The sequence below is a fragment of the Streptomyces sp. NPDC015171 genome, from assembly GCF_043079545.1.
In the GTDB taxonomy this organism is placed as follows: domain Bacteria; phylum Actinomycetota; class Actinomycetes; order Streptomycetales; family Streptomycetaceae; genus Streptomyces.
In genome coordinates this window covers 341,973-356,802 of sequence record NZ_JBIBUO010000008.1, presented here as the reverse complement: position 1 = coordinate 356,802, position 14,830 = coordinate 341,973, and the positions used below count along the sequence as shown (strand labels likewise).

General features: G+C 70.8%; 16 protein-coding genes and 1 pseudogene. 11 read left to right on the top strand and 6 right to left on the bottom strand.

The annotated features are described in order from the left end of the window. Positions 1 to 20: 20 nt before the first annotated feature. Positions 21 to 674 carry a CatB-related O-acetyltransferase gene (locus ACF073_RS23650; RefSeq protein WP_392073018.1) on the bottom strand — a complete coding sequence of 218 codons (654 nt, stop codon included), beginning with the start codon at positions 672 to 674 and terminating at the stop codon, positions 21 to 23. A 26-nt stretch (positions 675 to 700) separates the two neighbouring features. Beyond that, on the bottom strand, positions 701 to 2,152 hold the full coding sequence (locus ACF073_RS23645) for an MFS transporter (protein ID WP_392073016.1): 1,452 nt from the start codon (positions 2,150 to 2,152) through the stop codon (positions 701 to 703). A gap of 146 nt (positions 2,153 to 2,298) precedes the next feature. Here ACF073_RS23645 and ACF073_RS23640 point away from each other — a divergent pair, with 146 nt between their 5' ends. Further along, entirely contained in the window at positions 2,299 to 2,865 is a 567-nt protein-coding gene (locus ACF073_RS23640; protein ID WP_392073014.1) for a TetR/AcrR family transcriptional regulator, read from the top strand. 111 nt (positions 2,866 to 2,976) lie between these two features. On the opposite strand, the gene ACF073_RS23635 is transcribed toward ACF073_RS23640, so the two are convergent. Beyond that, positions 2,977 to 4,341, bottom strand: a complete 1,365-nt coding sequence (locus ACF073_RS23635) for a flavin monoamine oxidase family protein (RefSeq protein ID WP_392073012.1) — start codon at positions 4,339 to 4,341, stop codon at positions 2,977 to 2,979. A 74-nt stretch (positions 4,342 to 4,415) separates the two neighbouring features. Between ACF073_RS23635 and ACF073_RS23630 the strand changes: the two genes are divergently transcribed. Further along, the gene (locus ACF073_RS23630; protein WP_392073010.1) at positions 4,416 to 4,571 is read left to right on the top strand and encodes a hypothetical protein; all 156 of its coding nucleotides are present in this window, start codon (positions 4,416 to 4,418) and stop codon (positions 4,569 to 4,571) included. A gap of 116 nt (positions 4,572 to 4,687) precedes the next feature. On the opposite strand, the gene ACF073_RS23625 is transcribed toward ACF073_RS23630, so the two are convergent. Then, a complete protein-coding gene (locus ACF073_RS23625) occupies positions 4,688 to 5,293 on the bottom strand; it encodes a dihydrofolate reductase family protein (RefSeq protein ID WP_392073008.1) in 606 nt (201 codons plus the stop codon). A 430-nt stretch (positions 5,294 to 5,723) separates the two neighbouring features. Here ACF073_RS23625 and ACF073_RS23620 point away from each other — a divergent pair, with 430 nt between their 5' ends. From ACF073_RS23620 to ACF073_RS23595, 6 genes and pseudogenes are all read left to right on the top strand, one after another. Continuing rightward, on the top strand, positions 5,724 to 6,737 hold the full coding sequence (locus ACF073_RS23620; RefSeq protein WP_392073007.1) for an SPFH domain-containing protein: 1,014 nt from the start codon (positions 5,724 to 5,726) through the stop codon (positions 6,735 to 6,737). Further along, positions 6,734 to 7,627 (top strand): hypothetical protein, encoded by an 894-nt coding sequence (locus tag ACF073_RS23615; protein ID WP_392073005.1) that lies wholly within the window; start codon positions 6,734 to 6,736, stop codon positions 7,625 to 7,627. The genes ACF073_RS23620 and ACF073_RS23615 overlap by 4 nt, the downstream gene beginning before the upstream one ends. A gap of 152 nt (positions 7,628 to 7,779) precedes the next feature. After that, positions 7,780 to 7,951: pseudogene (locus ACF073_RS23610) on the top strand (ATP-binding protein); the annotation flags it as partial. Continuing rightward, complete coding sequence (locus ACF073_RS23605) at positions 7,951 to 8,997, top strand: zinc-binding dehydrogenase (protein ID WP_392073004.1); 1,047 nt, start codon at positions 7,951 to 7,953, stop codon at positions 8,995 to 8,997. The pseudogene ACF073_RS23610 and the gene ACF073_RS23605, both read left to right, overlap by 1 nt. A gap of 111 nt (positions 8,998 to 9,108) precedes the next feature. Then, on the top strand, positions 9,109 to 9,381 hold the full coding sequence (locus tag ACF073_RS23600; RefSeq protein WP_392073002.1) for a hypothetical protein: 273 nt from the start codon (positions 9,109 to 9,111) through the stop codon (positions 9,379 to 9,381). Between the two features lie 220 nt (positions 9,382 to 9,601). Then, positions 9,602 to 10,543 carry an ADP-ribosylglycohydrolase family protein gene (locus ACF073_RS23595; RefSeq protein WP_392073000.1) on the top strand — a complete coding sequence of 314 codons (942 nt, stop codon included), beginning with the start codon at positions 9,602 to 9,604 and terminating at the stop codon, positions 10,541 to 10,543. 120 nt (positions 10,544 to 10,663) lie between these two features. Here the strand turns inward: ACF073_RS23595 and ACF073_RS23590 are convergent, their stop codons facing one another. Next, positions 10,664 to 11,452, bottom strand: coding sequence for an amidohydrolase family protein (locus tag ACF073_RS23590; protein WP_392072998.1), 789 nt, complete (start codon positions 11,450 to 11,452; stop codon positions 10,664 to 10,666). A gap of 113 nt (positions 11,453 to 11,565) precedes the next feature. On the opposite strand from ACF073_RS23590, the gene ACF073_RS23585 reads away from it, so the two are divergent. From ACF073_RS23585 to ACF073_RS23575, 3 genes are all read left to right on the top strand, one after another. Beyond that, complete coding sequence (locus ACF073_RS23585; protein WP_392072996.1) at positions 11,566 to 12,027, top strand: MerR family transcriptional regulator; 462 nt, start codon at positions 11,566 to 11,568, stop codon at positions 12,025 to 12,027. Next, positions 12,024 to 12,191: a hypothetical protein gene (locus ACF073_RS23580; protein WP_392072994.1), complete on the top strand. Its 168-nt coding sequence runs from the start codon at positions 12,024 to 12,026 to the stop codon at positions 12,189 to 12,191. Before ACF073_RS23585 ends, ACF073_RS23580 begins: the two co-directional genes overlap by 4 nt. A gap of 224 nt (positions 12,192 to 12,415) precedes the next feature. Beyond that, positions 12,416 to 12,763, top strand: coding sequence for a hypothetical protein (locus tag ACF073_RS23575; RefSeq protein WP_392072992.1), 348 nt, complete (start codon positions 12,416 to 12,418; stop codon positions 12,761 to 12,763). A gap of 72 nt (positions 12,764 to 12,835) precedes the next feature. Here the strand turns inward: ACF073_RS23575 and ACF073_RS23570 are convergent, their stop codons facing one another. After that, positions 12,836 to 14,602, bottom strand: a complete 1,767-nt coding sequence (locus ACF073_RS23570; protein ID WP_392072990.1) for a pentapeptide repeat-containing protein — start codon at positions 14,600 to 14,602, stop codon at positions 12,836 to 12,838. Positions 14,603 to 14,830 lie beyond the last annotated feature (228 nt).

The window sequence follows — 14,830 nt, the reverse complement described above, 5'->3', positions numbered from 1 at the left end:
TTCTCCCGTGGGGGACGGTGTCAGGCCCGGTCGCGCTGTGCGGCGGCTTCCTCCAGATCGGCGATGCTTCCCGACATGATCGTGCGCACGTGCCGGGTGATGTGTTCCGCGGGCCAGTCCCACCAGGCGACGGCGAGGAGCCGGGCGATGTCGGCGTCCTCGTAGCGGGTACGGATGAGCCGGGCCGGGTTGCCGCCGGCGATGCCGTAGTCGGGGACGTCGGTGGTGACGACGGCGCCCGAGGCGATGATCGCGCCGTGGCCGATGCGGACACCGGGCATGACGGTGGCGCCGTGGCCGAACCAGACGTCGTTGCCGACGACCGTGTCGCCGCGTCCGGGCAGGCCCGTGATCAGGTCGAAGTGGTCCGCCCAGGAGCCGCCCATGGTGGGGAACGGGAAGGTGGAGGGGCCGTCCATGCGGTGGTTGGCGCCGTTCATGAGGAACCGGGTGCCCGTGCCCAGGGCGCAGTACTTGCCGATGGTGAGGCGCTCGGGGCCGTAGTGGTAGAGGACGTTGCGGGTCTCGAAGGCGGTCGGATCGTCGGGGTCGTCGTAGTAGGAGAAGTCTCCGACGTCGATGAGCGGCGACTTGACCAGGGGTTTGAGGAGGACGACGCGCGGGTGTTCGGGCATCGGGTGGAGAACGGTGGGGTCGGCGGGGACGGGTGGCATCGTGGCGGCGGTTCCTTTCCGGTGGACTAACGGTTGTGGGCGGACACCGTGTTCGGCGTGGGGGCCGTATCGGGACGCGCCGGGGCTTTCGCGGGCCCGGACTTCGCCAGCCACAGGCCGGTGAAGACGGCGGAGGCCAGGGTGACGGCGCCGGCCGTGAGGAAGGCGCCGTCGAGGCCGGTCTCGAAGGAGGCGCCGCCGGACTGCCGGGTGCGGACGACGGCGCCGAGGACCGCCACGCCGAGTACGGCGCCGATCTGCCGGGTGGTGCTGCTGATGCCCGAGGCGAGTCCGCCCTCCTGCGGGCTGACCGCCTGGATGGCGGCTCCCGTCAGCGGGGACAGGGTCAGCGCGAAGCCGGTGCCGGCGAGGGCGAGGCGCCACCACACGCTGCCGTAGCCGGTGTCGGCGTGCACCGTGCCGAGCGCCAGGAGGCCCAGTCCGGCGAGGGCCAGGCCCGTGGTGACCACGGTGCGGAAGCCGTACCGGGCGGCGAGCCGGCCCGCGAACGGGCTGACGATCACCATGGCGAGGGAGACAGGGAGGGTCTGCAGGCCGGCGCGGAGGATCGAGCTGCCCTGGACGTAGACGAAGAACTGGGAGAAGAAGAACGTCGAGCCCATGAGCGCGAATCCGACCATGACCATGGCGATGTTGGAGACCGTGAACAGGCGCTCCCGGAACAGCCGCAGCGGCAGCATCGGTGCGTCGCGGCGTGCCTCGACGGTGACGAAGGCGGCGAGCAGGACGAGCGCGGCGGCGAAGCTGCCCAGGATGAGCGGTGACGTCCAGCCGCGGGCGCCGCCTTCGATCAGGCCGTAGGTGAGTGCGCCCACCGCCAGGACGGACAGCACCGTGCCGGGGACATCGATCGCGCGGGCGTCCGGGTTACGGGACTCGGCGAGGTGGCGCAGGCCGAGCAGCAGCAGGACCACGCCGATCGGCACATTGACCAGGAAGATGGCGGCCCAGCCGAAGGCCTCCGTCAGCACACCGCCGGCCACGGGACCCGCGGCCAGGCCGATCCCGCTGAAACCCGCCCACAGCCCGATCACCCTGACGCGCTCCCGCGGATCGGGACAGGCCGCGGCGAGCAGCGCCAGCGAGGCGGGGCTCAGCGCCGCGGCGCCGACGCCCTGCAGCACCCGGCCGGCGATCAGCCAGCCGAGCGTGGGCGCGAGGGCGCACAGCACGGAGGCGGCGGTGAACACGACCACGCCCGTGAGGTAGACGCGTTTGCGGCCGAAGCGGTCGGCGAAGATGCCCCCCGACAGCAGCAGCATGGCGACGAGCAGAACGTACGCGTCGACGATCCATTGCAGGCCGGTGAGTTCGGTGTGCAGGCGGTGCTGCATGTCGGGCAGTGCGGCCCCGACGATCGTGTTGTCGAGCAGGACCATGAACTGGCCCAGGCAGGTCACCGTGAGCAGCAAGGCCCGGTGCGGCCGGCTGCCTGCGGCCGCGGGCGGTTCAGTCATGGGGATTCCCCTCTGTCGGCTCTGGCGGTGGCGGCCCTGGCCGGTGGTACACCCGAGCACCCTAAACGCAGTCGGCGACTGCGTTAGTGGACTGTAAGCTGGTGCGCCCCACAAACGCAAGCACTGACTGCGTTAAGGTGTGAGACATGAACGAGCGGCAGCCGGCCCGCCGGCCCGGAGGACGCAGCGCCCGCGTCGGCGTGGCGGTGCATCAGGCCGTCACCGACCTGATCAGCGAGCGCGGTTACGGCAACTTCACCGTCGGCGAGGTCGCCGCCCGCGCGGGCGTGGCCGACAGCAGCGTCTACCGCCGGTGGGGCAACCTGGAGAACCTCCTCACCGAGGTGGCGCTCAACCGCCTCAACACCCGGTCACCGATGCCCGACACCGGGAGTCTTGCGGGTGACCTGCGGACGTACGCGGCCCAGGTGGCACGCGAGATCACCGGGCCCGACGGGCCGGCGGTGCTGCACCTGGCTGTCGCGCTGAGCGGCCACGGCGAGCAGGGGGTGCAGGCCCGAGACGCCATCCGGGACGCGCGTGCCCGGCAGCTGGAGTCGATGCTCGATCGTGCCCGCGAGCGCGGTGAGGATGCGCCGGATGCGCTGGAGGTGCTGGATCATGTGCTGGCGCCGATGTACATCCGGGTGCTGTTCGGGATGGGGCCGCTCGAAGCGGAGTACGTCGAGGGGCTGGTCGAGCGGTTGCTGTGACCTTGCGCCCGGTCCCGTGGGAGCAGGGGTGTGCGTATGCGTCGGCGACGGCCCCGGTGGCGGCTGCCGCGTGGCGGGGTCGGGTGGGGGCCTCGCACGTGTGCCGAGGGGTCAGGAGAGCCTGGGGAGGATCTCGTCGGCGACGCGGTGGCCGGATTCGGCGGCTCCGTCGATGTAACCCGCCCAGCGGGTGGCGGTCTCGGTACCGGCCCAGTGCAGCGGGCCGACCGGACGGCGCAGCACCGGGCCGAAGCGGGTGAGGGTGCCGGGCATGGCGAAGGCTCCGTAGCAGCCGCGGCTGTACTCTTCCTCCGCCCAGTCGCGTTCGATGTAGGCGATGGGATTACGGGCCTTGGGGCCGAAGTAGCCGACGAGGTCGTTGATCACTTGGGCGCGGCGCTCGTCGGCATTCATGCGTGAGCCGGCGTCGGCGTGGCGGCCTTCGAGGAAGCCGACGAGTACGCCGCACGAGCCGTCGTGGGGGGTGTTGTCAAAGACGGTGCCGAAGGGGCGGTGGGTGCTGTTCGCCTGGCCGCTCAGGCCCGCACGACGCCAGAACGGCTCGTCGTAGGCGACGTTGACCTTGATGACCCGGCCCATCGGCATCCGCTGGACGAGCTGGTCGCGGTCGCCCGGGAGGCCGGGAGTGAAGCGGATGCGGGCGGCGAGCGGCGGCGGGACGGCGACGACGGCCCGCCCGGCACGGACGGTCAGGCCACTGCGCGTGGTGACGCGCACGCCCGAGGTCGCGGCGGGCTGCCAGTCGATGTCGGTGACGGGGGCTTCGAGGACGACCCGGTCCCCGAGTTCCTCGGCCAGTTCGAGCGCGATGCGCTGCGTTCCGCCGACGACGCGGTCCTGCTGGGCCGCGCCGGCGACGTTGATCAGCTGATCGAGGCCGCCGGCGGCGCCGACGTAGAAGGCGGCCCAGAGCGCGGACATGTCCTCGGGCTCGGCGGAGAAGACCGCTTCGGTGATCAGGCGGAAGAAGTCCCGGCCGCCCGTGGTGCGCGCGGTCCTGTGCAGCCAGGTGCAGAAGGTCTGGCGGTCCAGCGCCTCGGCCTGGGGCGCACGCCAAGGATCGGTCGCGGCGACCTGGCGGGCGATCCGGTCCAGGCGGTACTGGGCCTGCCCGATGTCGGCGAGGACCAGGGGGTTCAGCTTGGGGATCCGGCCCCTGTACTGGGAGCGGGTCGTGCGGAACTCGCCGATGTGCTCGCCGTCGCCGTACGTCGGGTAGGTCCGCAGGCCCAGTTCCCTGATCAGCTCCATGACATGCTGCTGCGTCGGCCCGACCCACTGTCCGCCCACCTCGATGGGGGTGCCGCCGGGCAGCGCTCCGTTGAGGAGCCGGCCGCCGACGCGGTCGCGCGCCTCCAGGGCCAGTACGTCCACTCCGTTCCGCACGAGGTCTCGGGCGGCCACCAGGCCCGCCACCCCGGCTCCGACGATCACGACGTCCGCCGACTTCTCCATCGCGCCCACCCTTCGCACGGAGTGCTCATACAGAGTGCATCTGGCATACGCAACGTAGGTAATTTCCACGGCGCATGGGAACACTGCGCGCGAAGTACGCGGAGAACACGCGCCGAACCCTGCTGGACACGAGGCTGCGGCTCTTCACCGACTGGGACGACGCGGAGGACCTGGTGCGTACCGCCGGGCTGACGCGGGGTGCACCGGCGACCGCGAGACGATCGAGGTGACTCCGCGCCGGCCGAACCGGCCGATCACGACCGGTTCGGGACCAACTCGCGCAGTTCACCACCGAGGCACGCGCGGGACGGAAAAGTCCTCTCCGGCCGCTGACTAGTACCACTGACTAGTAGCTGTCGTAGCTGGGCTTGCCGCTCGGCCGGTAGACGCCGACGATGGTGCCGCCCTTCGTCGTGGAGACGCTCACCGGCTCCAACGCGGTGGGGACCGCACCGTCGGCGAACAGCCGCTTGCCGGTGCCGATGATCACCGGATGGATGGTCAGCCGGTACTCGTCGACGAGGCCGTGCCGCATGAGGGTCTGGGCGAGGTCGCCGCTGCCGACGACGTTGATGTTGCCGCCGTCGGTCGCTTTCAGCCGGCGCACGGCATCGACGACGTCACCCTCCAGCAGCGTGGAGTTCTGCCACTCGACGGACGTCAGGGTCCGAGACGCCACGTACTTGTGCATGCTGTTCATCCGATCGGTGAACGGGTTGCCGGGATCGGCGGTCGGCCAGTACGACGCGAAGATCTCGTACGTCTTGCGCCCGAGCAGCATCGCGTCGGACAGCTCGTACCAGCCGGCGATGGCCCGGCCGACCTCGTCGTCGTCCACCGGCTTCTGCCAGCCACCGTGCGCGAAGCCGCTCTCAGCGTCCTCGTCCGGTCCGCCCGGGGCCTGCATGACGCCGTCCAGCGTCAGGAACGTGCAAACGATGATCTCGCGCATGGAGCGCTCCTTTCGTCGACAGGTAGACAGCACCACCGCCGGAAACTCATCGCTGGAACCTCCAGGGCGCCTGAGGGTGTCGTCACCGGTGCTGCCGCCCGGGGTGAGCGTGCTGCGCGTGGACGGCGCACCCCGGGATCCGCCGGGTGCTCGGGCCGGCCGACCGTACGAGCGGCGGTGCGCGGCACGGGAGGCGCCGTTCTCGGACCAGCACTTGGAGGCATCGGTGACGTTGCGTCCGTCGGCGACCGTCCCGACCGGGGGCTGGACGAGCCGTACCGGCTTGCGCAGGCCGGGCAACCGCCGAGGGCAATCCGATGGGCCTGCGCCACAGGCGGGTGCCCGATCCCACGGAACCCTGTTTTCGTCTTATTGACGATATCGGCTGCCCTCTACTACCGTCTCATCGACGAGATCAAGGGGGGCCATCATGGCCGACATCACCCGGCGCTTCGGATGGCGCCATCTGCGCTCCGCGCCCACCGCGCACATACGCCACCACAAGCGCGGGCAGCTCGCCCACGACGGACGCGGACTCAGCTTCTGGTACCGGTCGCTGTCGGCGGCGCTCTCCGAAGTGCCGGTCGACGACAGGGAGCTGGCCATGGCATTCCACGCCCGCACCGCCGACTTCCAGGACGTCACCGTGCAGGCCACCGTCACCTACCGGATCAGTGACCCGGCCGAGGCGGCGAACCGGATCGACTTCTCCGTGGACCCGGACAGCGGGAACTGGCGCGGCACTCCCCTGGAGCAGATCGCCACCCTCCTCACCGAGACCGCGCAACAGCACACGCTGGACGTACTGGCCCGCACCCCGCTGGCCGTCGCCCTGGTCAACGGCGTCGCCTCCGTGCGGGAACGGGTCGCCACCGGCCTCGCCGCCGAGCCTCGCCTCCCGGCCACCGGGATCGACGTGGTGGCCGTGCGCGTCGTGGCGATCCGGCCCGAGGCCGAGGTGGAGCGCGCCCTGCGCACCCCGGCCCGCGAGCAGATCCAGCAGGAGGCGGACCGGGCCACCTACGAGCGTCGGGCCGTCGCCGTCGAGCGTGAGCGTGCCATCGCCGAGAACGAGCTCGCCAGCCAGATCGAACTGGCCCGGCGCGAGGAGCAGTTGGTCGACCAGCGCGGCACCAACGCGCGCCGTGAGGCCGAGGAGAAGGCAGCGGCCGACGGCGTACGGACCGAGGCCGAGGCGGCCCGCAAGGTCCGCCTGGCCCGCGCGGACGCCGAGGCCGCCCGCGCGACGGGCGCGGCACGCGCGGAGGCCCAGGCCGCCTGGCTGCGGGTGCACGGCGAGGTCGACCCGGCCACGCTGCACGTCCTGGCCGCGACCCGGCTGGCGGAGAACCTGCCGCGGATCGAGAGCATCACGCTCTCCCCCGACGTGCTCACCGGGCTCCTGGCGAAACTCGGCCGCCCGGAGAGCCAGGCGGACGCGTGAGCCTGGCACCGCGGGCGGTGATCGTGCACCGCAGGACGGAGTACGAAGAACTGCTCGCCCGGCATGGAACGCGCGGACAGGCCGCCTTCTTCCTCTCCAGCCGGGGCCGCTCGATCGACGAGGTGGCCCGCCGCCACGACCACACCCAACAGGCCCTGCGGAACGTCGCGTCGGCGGTGCCGCTCACCTGGCGCAGCTCCAGGGTGGAGCGGGCGGACCTGGACCGCTTCCTGTTCGCCCCGGAAGACGTGGTGGTCGTGGTCGGCCAGGACGGCCTGGTCGCCAACACCGCGAAATACCTCTCCGGACAGCCTGTGGTGGGCATCGACACCGACCCTGGACGCAATCCAGGGGTCTTGGTCCGTCATCGCAGCGCCGACACGGCCCACCTGCTGCGCACCGCAACCGGTACCGAGCGGGCAGACGAACTCACCATGGTCGAGGCCGTCACCGACGACACCCAGCGCCTCCTCGCGCTCAACGAGATCTACCTCGGCCCACCCGGCCATCAGACGGCCCGCTACCACCTGGACACCGGCGGGAGCGACCCGGGCGAGGCCCAGGCCTCCTCCGGAGTGCTGGTCGGCACCGGCACCGGCGCGACCGGCTGGCTCCGCTCCCTGTGGGTGGAGCGCGGCAGCACCCTGCCCATGCCCGCGCCGTGCGACCCGCGCCTCCTGTGGTTCGTGCGCGAGGCCTGGCCATCACCGGCGACCGGGACATCGAAGGTCGCCGGTGAACTGGAGCGAGGACAGGAACTGAGACTGACCGTGGAGTCGGATCGGATGGTGGTCTTCGGAGACGGGATGGAGACCGACGCCCTGGAGCTGACCTGGGGACAGAGCATCCGACTTGGCATCGCCGCAACGTCACTGCGCCTGGTGACATGATCACCCCCGGCCGCCCTTGGCACCGCCCAACTGCGCCCGCGAGGTGTCGCGCCCGTCGCCGAAGCCGCAGCATGCGGCAGGCCGTGTGGAGGGCAGCGTCGGCCGCCTGCTCGGTCAAGCCTCGCCGGCGACCGCCACGCGCCGATCACGGCGAGGAGAAGAACAGCGTCGTCATCGCCTCCAACGGGTCGTTCGTCGCCTGGACAAAGTCCTTCGCCGGCCCCCCGCCTCTGCGCGGCCACCGTCGACAGCCTGACCTCCAACGGCACCACCATCGAGACCGTCCCCGACTCCTACCGCCTCGCCAGTTCGGAGCACCACTGATGCGCGCAACACTCATGTACAGCGCCGGCGACGTCCGCGTCGAGAGCGTTCCCGACTCCGTCATCAGGCAGCCCACCGACGCACTGGTCCGTGTCACCGCCTCCTGCGTCTGCGGAAGCGATCTGCACCCCTACGGCTCCATGAAGCCCGAGGACGGACCAGCACGGCGGATGGGGCACGAGTTCATCGGCATCGTCGAGGACACCGGCTCGGAGGTGACCACCGTCAAGCGCGGCGACCTGGTCGTCGCCCCGTTCGCCATATCCGACGGCACCTGCGAGTTCTGCCGCGAGGGTCTGCATACCTCCTGCGCCCACCCGCAGGCCAACTTCTGGGACGGCGAGCCCGACGAGGGAGGCCAGGCTGAGGCGGTCCGCGTCCCGCTCGCCGACGGCACCCTCGTCAAACTGCCCGTCGCCCCGGACTCCGCCCTCATCCCGTCCTTGCTGACGCTCTCGGACGTCTTCGGTACCGGCTACCACGCCGCCCTGATGGGCGGGGTGAGCGCACGCACCCGCGTCACCGTGATCGGTGACGGCGCCGTCGGTCTGCTCGCGGTGCTCTCCGCCAGGCGCCTCGGTGCCGAGCAGATCATCCTCATGGGGCGCCACCGGGAGCGCACCGACCTCGGCCGGGAGTTCGGCGCCACCGACGTCGTCGCCGCCCGCGGCGAGGAAGGCATCGAAAGGGTCCGCGAGTTGACCGGCGGGCACGGCACGCACGTGGTCCTCGAAGCCGTCGGCCACATGCCCGCTTACGAACAGGCCATCGGGGTCGTGCGCCCCGGCGGCGTCATCAGCCGCGTCGGCGTCCCGCAGTACGAGCAGGCGCCGGTCGACTTCGGCACCCTCTTCGGCCCCAACATCCGCCTGGCCGGTGGACCCGCACCGGTCCGCGCCTACATCGAGGAGCTGATGCCCGACATCCTCGACGGCACCATCGACCCGGGGAAGGTGTTCGACGCCACCACCGGCCTCGACGGCGTCCCGGCCGCCTACCAGGACATGGCCGACCGGAGGAGCCTCAAGGTCCTCATCAAGCCCTGACCTCCATGTTCCGGGGTGCTCCGGGCGGCCGTGCGACACCGTGGCGTGCCGCAAACGCGCATCAAGCAGTGGCGCGGCCTCACCCCAGGACAAGACCGGCCGAGTTGACCCATGAGAGGTCGAGGGAGTTCCTGCTCACGATCGGCCCACTCCGACCCCAACGGGTGGGACCACGGGGCCGGGTGGAAAGGACCGGCAGCCGATGACCTGCTCACGCTGGCCGTCCTCCTCGTCCTGATCGCCGAGTCGCGCAGCGCCCTGGAATCAACCGACGACGCCGTACGCACGACCGCGATCACCGAACTGCGCGAGCGCATGATCGGCCGGGAGCCGTACACGGACGACTCAGCGTTCTGGGACGAGGTCTCCGAGTCTCTGGACTGAAGCGCGTCGAGGGCAGACACCGCCGCGACGAGCTCGTCGCGGGTCAGCCGTCCACAAAACGCCTGACACGGATGGCGGGGTGCGCCAGGTGCGTCGTCCGTACGGCGAGCGCCGTCACGGCGAGCGCTGTAGTCGGCCTGACGGGCCGACTACTGCACTGGCCTGGCGATGACGCCAAAACCGGTGTGCCGGAGCGCGGTCGCGCTGTGATACTGCTCCGATGATCAAGCTTCCGACAGCCGCGCTGGACTCCTTGCAGGGGCTTGCCTTCGGCGACGCCTTCGGTGACCGCTGGTTCGGCATCCTGCGCCGGGACGGTTCGACCGCCCTCGATGCGCGGACGCTGCCCCCGGAGCCGCTGTGGCGGTGGAGTGACGACACCGCCCAGGCTCTCGTTCTCGTCCGGGAACTCGCCGAGGGGGGCGGCGCCGTGGACCAGGACCGCCTCGCCCTGGGCCTCGCGAGGGCCTACGCCGAGGACACGCACCGCGGCTACGGACCTTCGATGCACGACGTGCTGCGCAGGATCGGCGCGGGCGAGCCCTGGCGGGAGGTCGCCGCCGAACAGTTCGGCGGCCAGGGCTCCTGGGGCAACGGCGCGGCCATGCGCGTCGCTCCGCTCGGCGCCTGGCACGCCTTCGACCTCGACGTCGTCGCCGAGCAGGCAGCCCGCCAGAGCGTGGTCTCGCACCACCACCCGGAGGCGATCGCCGCGGCGGTGGCGGTAGCCCTTGCCGCAGCCCTGGCGACACGCAGCCGGGGCGGGCCTGTCCCGGCACGCCCGGACTTCCTTCAGGCAGTCGCAGAACGACTCCCTGACAGCGACGTCCGGTCGGGAGTGCGGATCGCGGCCCGGATGCCGGCGCACACCTCGGTTCGGCACGCCGCGGAGGTCCTGGGCTCCGGCTACAGGTTGTCTGGGCCTGACACCGTCCCGTACGCCCTGTGGTGCGCGGCGGGGCACCTCGACGACCTGCACGAGGGCCTGTGGTTCACGGTCGCCGGGCGCGGCGACATCGACACCACCTGCGCTATCGCGGGCGGGGTGATCGCTGCTCGCACGGGCGTCGCTGCCCTGCCCCCCGCCTGGCACGCCGCCCGTGAACCGCTGCCACCAGCCGTGTCGGAGCAGGAACCTCTACAGGAACCTCTCTCGGGATGAGTCCAGGCGTCTCCGGCAGAGCCGTGCGCATCCGAGGGCGGGGCGGGGCCGCGCCGGCGCGGGATCCGGCTGGCTGGGAGGAGCGGGCGGAAACGGACTTCGGGTCGGTCGGCGGCCAGGTCAGCCGAGACCGAGCAGTTCGGCGATCGTCCCGCCCAGGACCCGGTCGCGTACCTCTCCCGGAGTGGTGATCCGCTCCACCAGGGCCCGCGCGAGGACCGGGTCGCCGTATGGTGCGTCCGAGCCGAACAGGGTCCGGTCCGGGATCTCCTTGATGGCCAATCGGACGGCGAAGACGATGGTGGCCGTGGAAAGCTCCAGGTACATGTTCGGTGTGTCCCGGACCAGTTCGATGGCCTGCATCCAGTGCTGTCCGCCCAGCTGGCTGAGTACCAGCGGTACGTCGGGATAGCGGCCGGCCAGAGCGGCCAGCGTCGCCAGGTCCTCCGCCGTGGTCGGCGCGGAACCGTGCACGACCACGGGCAGGCGGCCCTGGTCCGCTACGGCCTGGAGCACTGGTTCGACCAGCCCCGCCCCTCCCGGTGGCGGCGTCAGCTCGCCGATTCCGCGCAGTCCGCGCCCGATCACCTCCTGCTCCACGATCACGGCGGTCTTCTCCGGTCCCAGGCCCAGCGGCACCGACAGAAAGCCGATGAACCGGTCCGGATGCGCGGCAAGTGCGGTGTCCAACTCCCGCCACGCCCCGCGGTACGCCTCGACCGTGCCGGCCTGACCTCCCAGGGCCCTCTCCAGGACGGCCATCTCGCGGCGCAGTGCGGCGAGGTCACCGGCCCGTTCCGGGTGCGGCCGGGTGGCGAACAGGACGGCACGGTCGACCCCGGCCTCGTCCAGCAGCCCCACATGTGCCTCGACGGGGTCGTGGACGTGGCTGTGCGCATCGATGATCACTTCTATGTTCCCTCCGACTGGACGCGGCCGGAATGCGGCCGGTCAGGACACTGTTGCTCCTTGACACCGTTGGAAGGTCAAGCTGAAAGGGCGAAGCGGTGCTCATCGGGGAGTTGTCACGCCGAACAGGAGTCAGCGAACGTCTGCTGCGCTACTACGAACAAGCGGAACTGATCCACGCCGAACGCCGCGCCAACGGCTACCGCGAGTACAGCGACCAGACCGTGGACACGGTGCACCGCGTCCGCGCCCTGCTCGCCGCCGGCCTCCCCATCCGCATCATCCGGCGGGTCCTGCCCTGCACCTACGACACGGCCGGCCTGCGTCCCTGCCCCGGCATCCTCACCAGTCTCCGCGACCAGCTGAGCGTCCTCGACCAGCGCGCCGCCGATCTGGAGACCGCCCGCCGCCTGCTGCGCCAGACGATCACCGCCACCGAGAACGCGGCGAACCAGGCTCAGGCACCCGGGCAGCCGAACTCCCTGACGCCGCCGCGCAGAATCGCTCTTGCCCCAGCGCGCTCACGGAAGCGCGGCAGGCGCCCCCTGCTGAGCGGCGGCTCGGAAGCCCGGTGATCTCGTCCGACTCCCCCGCCTACCGGGACATCCTGCGTCTGCGTACCGACCACGTGGAGGGCGACTTGGTGCTGATCGAAGGCGTCGGTCCGCACTACGACCCGTCCGAGCGCGCTCGCACCTTGCGAACACAAGCCGGCCCGGCGAGCCAGCCGACCGCGTGATCCTGCCTCCGCGTCCAGGGCACCGAGATGCCCCACGCTCGTTGTCCTTCTCCACTCCGTCACGGTCCTCGGCGGGCTGATTGCGCTCGCTCCGGCGGGCGAACACGGCGGTGACGAAGGGCTAGTACGGGCTGCCTCTCCCCTCGCTGCTACTCTCGGCGGGTTCCAATGACTCAGGGGGGAGTCCGTTGCTCACGTCGGTTGCCACGGAGTGGCTGTGGCTGTTGGCCATCGCAGCCCTCGTGATCCACTGCTCCGCCATGGCGAAATGGATACCGATCCAGAGGTTCTGGACGGTGTACCCGTTCATCTGGGTGGTGTGCGGGACCGGAGCAGTCGCGTACGGCGCGTGGCGTGGCCTCACTCTGGAAAACATGCTCGTCGTGTGCTCGTTCGCGCTCATCGGACTGACGATCGGCATGTACCCGACTCGCAAACTGCTGACGGAGTGGGCGCACGAGATCAATCAGGGCGTGACACGCGAGCGATACGACTACCCTCGCGCGCACCTCGCGTTCTGCGGCGCATCCGTGATCGTCATGACGGCCGCCGCGGTCCTGCTGGCTCGCTGACGGGCCGTGACGAGGAGCGCGGCTCGCCGGGCGGTCTGACCGATGACGGCCCGGGTCTCGATCGGCACTTGGTCATCTCTTCACGCGACTGCGCACGGCGAGTACGGCGAGCCCGAGCAGAGCCGGCTCGACGAGGCGGGCGGTCATCTCGACGTAGGTTCCGGTGGTGGTCAGGTTCTGTCCGGAGGCGCGGAAGATCACCGAGTTGGCCACCACCCTCAGGGACTTCTCGAACCGCTCGTTCGACAGGCGCCGATGGTACGGCCCTTCCGGGTTGACGGGGTCGGGCTGCTTCGTGGTCAGGGTCACTTCGCTGCGGTCGATGCTGCCCTTGCTCACCAGGTCGGGATCGTTCCGCGGCAGGCCCCACAGCATCATGGCCAGCACGGTGGCCGTCATCGCCAGGCCCAGCCATGCCAGAGCACGGAAGGCCCGCAGGCCGTACCCGGACACGGCCCAGTACAGCCCCAGGATCATCCGTTCGCCGCGGGGCGCTTCGAGGTCGTGCCGGCGCATCTCCATCTCGCCGTAGTAGAAGTCGGCCGCGCCAGGCTCGTTCTTGCCGTCCTCCAGCGCCTTGCGCAGTTGCCGGTAGACCGGTGCGAGAGCGGCGGGCTGGTGCGTCTCGACACCCTCCGGGGCAGGCGTCCACCCGGCGGTGCCGTACCGGGTCGCGCGCCAGTGGTGCTCTTCGGCCAAGGTCCGGCGGCGTGTCCACCGCACGGGGAACCACCCCCGCCGGGACATCCGTTCGGGCGGCGGCGGCAGAACGCACCGGCCTTCGAGTCTCAGTTGGTCCAGGTGGACGGTCTCCATGAAGCGACAGGCCGTCAGATCGACGTCGGCCAGCACCAGGTGTGCGACGTCCACACCGCTCACCGACAGCACGCGCACGGGGGCGTCGGTCAGGCCCGGCTCGTCGATCCGCTCGTCCAGGAGGGTGACGAACTGGCCGGAGCGCCCCGCGACGGTCACCGGGAACTCGAGTACGGCGTCGCTGATGTCGACAGTGGCGTGGCGCAGCCGAAGCGCGGCGGTGGACGCCCAGCGTGTCCGTCGGCAACGAAGATCGTCCGCGGCGACCTCCAGTGTCACAGCAGATTCGAACACCGCGTCGGACAGGTCCACCCGGCCCGGGCAGACCAGGGGGCCGAACATGGCCGTGCCGCGGAATACCGCTCTCCGAAAGTTCATGTCCCCTTCCAGGCGGGCCTGGCTGAACGACACATCGCCGCCGACCTTCATCCCGGCGAAGGTGGCGCCTGTCTGGAAATGAGCCTCGGAGAACAGGACCTCCTCACCCAGCTCCGCCCCGTCGAAGCAGGCTCTGCCCTGGTGGAAGTGCGCCCCTTCGAAACAGGCAGGGCCGGTGATCACCGCCTTCTCGAAATCGGCGCCGTCCTCGAAGTAGGCGCTGTCGAAATACGCCCTGCCGTTGACGACCATCCCGTCGAAGCGCGCGGCGCCCGAGAAGCGCACCCCCGTGAAGTGGGCCTCCCCGGCGGTGGCGCCTTTGAACATCGCGCTGCCGCCGACGCGGTCGACGCAGAATCGGAGCGCGCCCCCGGTGCGGGCTCCGTAGAACCAGGCATCGGCGCCGATGACGGTGGCTTCGAGCCACAGGTCGTCGGCGACTTCGGTGTTCCCGAACCTGAGGTCCTGTCGGAAATGCGTGTCGCGGAAATAGGCGCTGCCGTCAAACACCGCCGTGCCGAAGGAGCAGAAGCCGGAGAAGTCGATCTGCTCGAACGTCACATCACCGGAGAACCGGGCCCCGTCGAACTCCGCCTGCCCGAGCAGAGCACGTCCCGTCGCCGGCTCCCGGAGCCGGGTGAGCACGTCATCCAGAAGTCCTTGTGTGAGGAGAGTGCCACGGTGGTCGATGTCGGCACCGGGAGCCAGCCCGGCGAGGTGCGCGGTCCGCTCTTCGGCGTCCAGATGTGCCAGGCAGGCCGTGTGCGTCCCGACCCTGCGGCCCCGGCAGCGCGTGCCGGCGTCGGTGTGCTCGCACTGCGGCCAGGCAGGAGCGGCGTGCGCGCCGGCCTCGGTCAGCGATGTGATGGCTTG

Excerpts from the sequence above, each read along its gene's own strand:
- ACF073_RS23600 (WP_392073002.1), top strand. The coding sequence starts at position 9,109 with ATGAGAGGTCGAGGGAGTTCCTGCTCACGATCGGCCCACTCCGACCCC.
- ACF073_RS23645 (WP_392073016.1), bottom strand. The coding sequence starts at position 2,152 with ATGACTGAACCGCCCGCGGCCGCAGGCAGCCGGCCGCACCGGGCCTTG.
- ACF073_RS23630 (WP_392073010.1), top strand. The coding sequence starts at position 4,416 with ATGGGAACACTGCGCGCGAAGTACGCGGAGAACACGCGCCGAACCCTG.
- ACF073_RS23625 (WP_392073008.1), bottom strand. The coding sequence starts at position 5,293 with ATGCGCGAGATCATCGTTTGCACGTTCCTGACGCTGGACGGCGTCATG.
- ACF073_RS23635 (WP_392073012.1), bottom strand. The coding sequence starts at position 4,341 with ATGGAGAAGTCGGCGGACGTCGTGATCGTCGGAGCCGGGGTGGCGGGC.
- ACF073_RS23605 (WP_392073004.1), top strand. The coding sequence starts at position 7,951 with ATGCGCGCAACACTCATGTACAGCGCCGGCGACGTCCGCGTCGAGAGC.
- ACF073_RS23620 (WP_392073007.1), top strand. The coding sequence starts at position 5,724 with ATGGCCGACATCACCCGGCGCTTCGGATGGCGCCATCTGCGCTCCGCG.
- ACF073_RS23595 (WP_392073000.1), top strand. The coding sequence starts at position 9,602 with ATGATCAAGCTTCCGACAGCCGCGCTGGACTCCTTGCAGGGGCTTGCC.
- ACF073_RS23650 (WP_392073018.1), bottom strand. The coding sequence starts at position 674 with ATGCCACCCGTCCCCGCCGACCCCACCGTTCTCCACCCGATGCCCGAA.
- ACF073_RS23640 (WP_392073014.1), top strand. The coding sequence starts at position 2,299 with ATGAACGAGCGGCAGCCGGCCCGCCGGCCCGGAGGACGCAGCGCCCGC.